The sequence below is a fragment of the Kitasatospora sp. MY 5-36 genome, assembly GCF_001182915.1.
Classification (GTDB): domain Bacteria; phylum Actinomycetota; class Actinomycetes; order Streptomycetales; family Streptomycetaceae; genus Kitasatospora.
The window spans coordinates 1-5010 of the sequence record NZ_LFVW01000747.1 but is presented as its reverse complement, the minus strand read 5'-3'; the positions used below and the strand labels follow the sequence as shown (position 1 = coordinate 5010).

Sequence of the window (5010 nt, the reverse complement as noted above, 5' to 3'; positions counted from 1 at the left end):
GGCCGCCCTCGGCGTGGCCGACGACCGGCAGGCCGCCGTGCTCGCCGGGCTGCTCGACCTCGGCCCGCAGGGCGACCTGCGCAGCGCCGCCGGGCTCGGCGCCTTCCTCGCGGCCCGCGCCATGAACCCGGTCACCGACCGCAGTTCCGCCGACCCGATCAACAACTGACGTTCCGTCATCTCACGGGAGATCTCCATGACCACGCAGTCCCACGGATCGTCAGCGTCCACGAGGCACCGGAGAACCGCCGCCACGGCGCCGAGCTGCGCACCATGCTCACCCCCACCAGCTGCGGCGCGACCAGCGGCTTCATGGGCCTGGCGATCGTCCGGCCCGGCGAGCGGATCGGCGAGCACTACCACCCGTACTCCGAGGAGTTCGTGTTCGTCGTCTGCGGCGACCTGGAGGTGGACCTGGACGGGAAGCCCCATCCGCTCAAGCCGGACCAGGGCCTGATGATCCCGATCAACATGCGCCACCGCTTCCGCAACGTCGGCGACACCGAGGCCCGGATGGTCTTCCACCTCGGCCCGCTCGCCCCGCGCCCCGACCTCGGCCACGTGAGCACCGAGGGGACCGCGGCCTCCGGCCCGCCGGAACACGCCAAGGTGGTCTCGTGACCCGGCGCGTCGCCGTCACCGGGATCGGCGTGGTCGCCCCCGGCGGGGTCGGCGTCCCGGCGTTCTGGGAGCTGCTGACCTCCGGCCGCACCGCGACCCGGGGCATCACGCTGTTCGACCCCACCGGGTTCCGCTCCCGGATCGCCGCCGAGGTGGACTTCGACCCGGCGGCCCACGGGCTGGGCCCGGAGGACGTCCAACGGGCCGACCGCTACGTGCAGTTCGCGATGGTCGCGGCCGACGAGGCGATCGCCGACGCGGGCCTGGACCTGGCCGCCGAGGACCCGTGGCGGATCTCCGTCTCGCTCGGCACCGCCGTCGGCGGCACCACCCGGCTGGAGCACGACTACGCCCTGGTGAGCGCGGCCGGCGCCCGCTGGGACGTGGACCACCGGCAGGCCGAACCGCAGCTGCACCGGGCCTTCGCGCCCAGCACGCTGGCCTCCGCGGTGGCCGAGCGGACCGGCGCGCACGGCCCCGTGCAGACCGTCTCCACCGGCTGCACCTCCGGCCTGGACGCGATCGGCTACGGCTTCCAGGCGGTCGAGGAGGGACGCGCCGACATCTGCCTCGCCGGCGCCTCCGACTCCCCGATCTCGCCGATCACCGTCGCCTGCTTCGACGCCATCAAGGCCACCAGCGAGCGCAACGACGACCCGCGGCACGCCTCCCGCCCCTTCGACGCCGACCGGGACGGCTTCGTGCTCGGCGAGGGCGGCGCCGTCCTGGTCCTGGAGGAGCTGGAGCACGCCCGACGCCGCGGCGCCCGGGTCTACGGCGAGATCGGCGGCTTCGCCACCTTCGGCAACGCCTACCACATGACCGGCCTCACCAAGGAGGGGCTGGAGATGTCCCGGGCGATCGACCACGCGCTCGCCCACGCCCGGGTGGACCGCACCGAGGTGGACTACGTCAACGCGCACGGCTCGGGCACCAAGCAGAACGACCGGCACGAGACCGCCGCGGTCAAGCGCTCGCTGGGCGCGCACGCCTTCAGGACCCCGATGAGCTCGATCAAGTCGATGGTCGGGCACTCGCTCGGCGCGATCGGCGCCATCGAGGTCGTCGCCTGCACCCTGGCGCTCGCCCACGGGGTCGTGCCGCCGACCGCCAACTACGAGACTCCGGACCCGGAGTGCGACCTCGACTACGTGCCGCGCACCGCGCGCGAGCTGCCGCTGAGCCGCATCCTCTCGGTCGGCAGCGGATTCGGCGGATTCCAGTCCGCCGTCGTGCTCAACAGAACGGGGTGAGTTCCATGACGTCACGTCAGCAGGGCCGCCGGGCGGTGATCACCGGGCTCGGCGTGGTGGCTCCGAACGGGGTCGGGGCCGACGCCTTCTGGAAGGCCACCAGGCAGGGCGTGAGCGTCCTCGACCGGATATCCCGCGAGGGCTGCACCGGGCTTCCGCTCCGGATCGCGGGCCAGGTGAACGGCTTCGATCCGCAGTCGGCGATCGACAACCGCTTCCTGGTGCAGACCGACCGCTTCACGCACTACGCGATGGCCGCCGCCGACCTGGCGGTGGCGGACGCCGGGTTCCGGCCCGACCCGGAACAGCCCTTCGCGGTCGGCGTGGTGACCGCGGCCGGCTCCGGCGGCGGCGAGTTCGGCCAGCGCGAGCTCCAGCAGCTCTGGGGCCAGGGCCCCCGGTTCGTCGGCCCGTACCAGTCCATCGCCTGGTTCTACGCGGCCAGCACCGGCCAGATCTCGATCCGCGGCGGCTACAAGGGCCCGTGCGGGGTGGTCGCCAGCGACGAGGCCGGCGGCCTGGACGCCCTCGCGCACGCCGCCCGCACGATCGAGCGCGGCACCGACGCGGTGGTGGTCGGCGCCGCCGAGGCCCCGCTGGCGCCGTACTCGATGGTCTGCCAGCTCGGCTACCCCGAGGTCAGCCTGGCCGGGCGGGCCGAGCGGGCGTACCTGCCGTTCACCGCGCTGGCCTGCGGCTTCTCCCCCGCCGAGGGCGGCGCGATGCTGCTGCTGGAGGACGAGCAGGCGGCCCTCCTGCGCGGCGCCCGCATCCGGGCCCGACTGGTCGGCCACGGCGCCACCTTCACCGGGGCCTCCCGCTGGGCGGAGTCCCGGGAGGGGCTGGCGGCCGCGATCCGGATCGCGCTGGACGAGGCCCGCATCGCGCCCGAGGAGATCGACGTGGTCTTCGCGGACGCCCTGGGGGTGCCGGAGGCCGACCGGGCCGAGGCCCTGGCGCTCGCCGACGCGCTCGGCCCGGCCGCCGAACGCGTCCCGGTCACCGCGCCCAAGACCGGTACGGGGCGCGCCTACTGCGGCGCCCCGATGCTCGACGTGACCGCCGCCGTGCTGGCCATGGAGGACGGCGTGCTGCCGCCCACCCCCAACGTCACCGAGGTCTGCCACGACCTCGCCCTGGTGACCGGCCGCGCCCGCCCGGCCGAACTGAACACCGCCCTGGTGGTCAGCCGCGGGCTGATGGGCTCCAACTCCGCGCTGGTGGTCCGGCGCTGGCGGCCCTGAACCGCCGCCCGGACCACCGCCCCGCACCACCCCGTCACACCTCCGAAAGGGACACCCGTGAGCAACACCCTCAGCTATCCGGAACTCGCCGTCCTGCTCCAGTCCCGGGCCGGCGTCACCGTCGACCCGGGCGACCTGGCGCGGCCGGGCGCGGAGTTCGACACGTTCGGCATCGACTCGCTCGGCCTGCTCGGCGTGGTCGGCGAGCTGGAGAACCGGCACGGCCTCAAGGTCACCTCGGGCGCCGAGTCGGCCAAGACCCCGGCCGAGTTCCTGGAACTGGTCAACTCCTCCCTCGCCACGAAGGCTGGTGCCTGAGATGCCCGGACACACCGACAACGAGATCGTCATCGCCGCCCCGCTCGACCTGGTCTGGGAGATGACCAACGACCTGGAGAACTGGCCGCAGCTGTTCAGCGAGTACGCCTCGGTGGAGGTGCTGGACCGGCAGGGCGAGCTCGTCCGGTTCCGGCTCACCATGCACCCCGACGAGAACGGCCAGGTGTGGAGCTGGGTCTCCGAGCGGGAGACCGACCGGGACGCGCTCGCGGTGCGCGCCCGCCGGGTCGAGCCCGGCCCGTTCGAGTTCATGGAGATCCGCTGGGAGTACGCGGAGGCGCCGGCCGGCACCAGGATGCGCTGGATCCAGGACTTCGCCATGAAGCCGACCGCCCCGGTCGACGACGAGGGCATGACCGGCCACATCAACCGCAACTCGAAGATCCAGATGCAGCTGATCCGGGAGAAGGTCGAGAAGCGGGCGGCGGAGCTGTGACCGGCCTGCACCGGGCGCTGATCGTCGCCCGGATGAAGCCCGAGGCCGCGCCGGACATCGCCGAGGTGTTCGCCGAGTCCGACCAGGGCGAACTGCCGCACCTGATCGGCGTCACCGGCCGCAGCCTCTTCCAGTTCGGCGACGTCTACCTCCACCTGATCGAGGCCGACCGCCCGCCGGGCCCCGCCGTCGCCAAGGTCGTCGGGCACCCGGAGTTCCGGACCGTCAGCGACCGCCTGACCGCCTACGTGCAGGCGTACGACCCGGCCACCTGGCGGGAGCCGAAGGACGCCATGGCACGGGAGTTCTACCGCTGGGACCGCTGACCCGGCGGCTCCCCGACGGGGCCGCTGCCCCCGCGGCTCCCCGACGGGCCCGCTGATCCAGCCCCCGATGGGCCCGCCCCCGGCCGTGCGCCGGGGGCGGGCCCACGTGCGTCCGGCCGGACGCCCCCCCCCGGGTGGATTCACCCGGATCACCCGGCCAGCCGGGTGAACACACCCGGGACTCCACCCGAAGGGCGCACGCCGCGCACCGGCGCTGCCACACTCCGGTGGCAGGCGGCCGCACGGTGGATGACGGTGGATCAGGCGCACCCCCCGCGAGTCCCCTTGTCCGGCACCGTGTCGGCAGTCGCGGTCCTGCGCGCCGGAAGGATCATCCTCATGCGTTCTGCACGCACGCTGCTCGCCGGGGCGGCCGTCGCCGCCGTCCTGACCGTCGGTACCCCCATCGCCTTCGCCGACGGTGCCGACCAGGGCAAGAACCTGACCTGGCAGGAGAAGCAGGAGAAGACCGAGAGGGCCTCCGACAACTCCAAGGGCAACGACGACAGGAAGGGCGGCGCCTCCGAGGAGCACAAGGGCTCCGACGAGCGGAAGGGCGACGACGAACACAAGGGCGGCGACGAGCACAAGGGTTCCGACGAGCACAAGGGCGGCGAGGCCAGGGGGGACGAGGACCACAAGTCCCCGCACGGCGGCGTGCACACCGGTGGCGGCGGCCTGGCGCTGTCCGGCGGCGGGCTCGCCTCCGGCGCGGTGCTGCTGCTCGGCGGCCTCGGGGCGGGCGCGTACGCCCTGCGCCGCGGCCGCCGTGCCTCCGGCGCGGTCGCCTG

Annotated in this window: 7 protein-coding genes; all 7 read left to right on the top strand. The window is 73.9% G+C overall.

Features of this window, described 5'->3' with window-relative positions:
- Nucleotides 1-273: 273 nt before the first annotated feature.
- The gene (locus AE652_RS35095; RefSeq protein ID WP_082346174.1) at nt 274-621 is read left to right on the top strand and encodes a cupin domain-containing protein; all 348 of its coding nucleotides are present in this window, start codon (nt 274-276) and stop codon (nt 619-621) included.
- A complete protein-coding gene (locus tag AE652_RS35090; protein ID WP_049659039.1) occupies nt 618-1874 on the top strand; it encodes a beta-ketoacyl synthase in 1257 nt (418 codons plus the stop codon). The genes AE652_RS35095 and AE652_RS35090 overlap by 4 nt, the downstream gene beginning before the upstream one ends.
- Nucleotides 1875-1879: 5 nt before the next feature.
- Nucleotides 1880-3118 carry a beta-ketoacyl synthase N-terminal-like domain-containing protein gene (locus AE652_RS35085; protein ID WP_049659038.1) on the top strand — a complete coding sequence of 413 codons (1239 nt, stop codon included), beginning with the start codon at nt 1880-1882 and terminating at the stop codon, nt 3116-3118.
- 57 nt (nt 3119-3175) lie between these two features.
- A complete protein-coding gene (locus AE652_RS35080; RefSeq protein WP_049659037.1) occupies nt 3176-3436 on the top strand; it encodes a phosphopantetheine-binding protein in 261 nt (86 codons plus the stop codon).
- A 1-nt stretch (nt 3437) separates the two neighbouring features.
- Complete coding sequence (locus tag AE652_RS35075; protein WP_049659036.1) at nt 3438-3893, top strand: SRPBCC family protein; 456 nt, start codon at nt 3438-3440, stop codon at nt 3891-3893.
- Nucleotides 3894-3898: 5 nt separating this feature from the next.
- Nucleotides 3899-4219: a TcmI family type II polyketide cyclase gene (locus AE652_RS35070; protein ID WP_049659041.1), complete on the top strand. Its 321-nt coding sequence runs from the start codon at nt 3899-3901 to the stop codon at nt 4217-4219.
- A gap of 339 nt (nt 4220-4558) precedes the next feature.
- Nucleotides 4559-5010: hypothetical protein (locus tag AE652_RS35065; protein ID WP_049659035.1), on the top strand; the 452-nt coding region annotated here is incomplete at its 3' end.

Coding starts and splice junctions, on each gene's coding strand:
- AE652_RS35095 (WP_082346174.1), top strand. CDS start 274: ATGCTCACCCCCACCAGCTGCGGCGCGACCAGCGGCTTCATGGGCCTG.
- AE652_RS35075 (WP_049659036.1), top strand. CDS start 3,438: ATGCCCGGACACACCGACAACGAGATCGTCATCGCCGCCCCGCTCGAC.
- AE652_RS35085 (WP_049659038.1), top strand. CDS start 1,880: ATGACGTCACGTCAGCAGGGCCGCCGGGCGGTGATCACCGGGCTCGGC.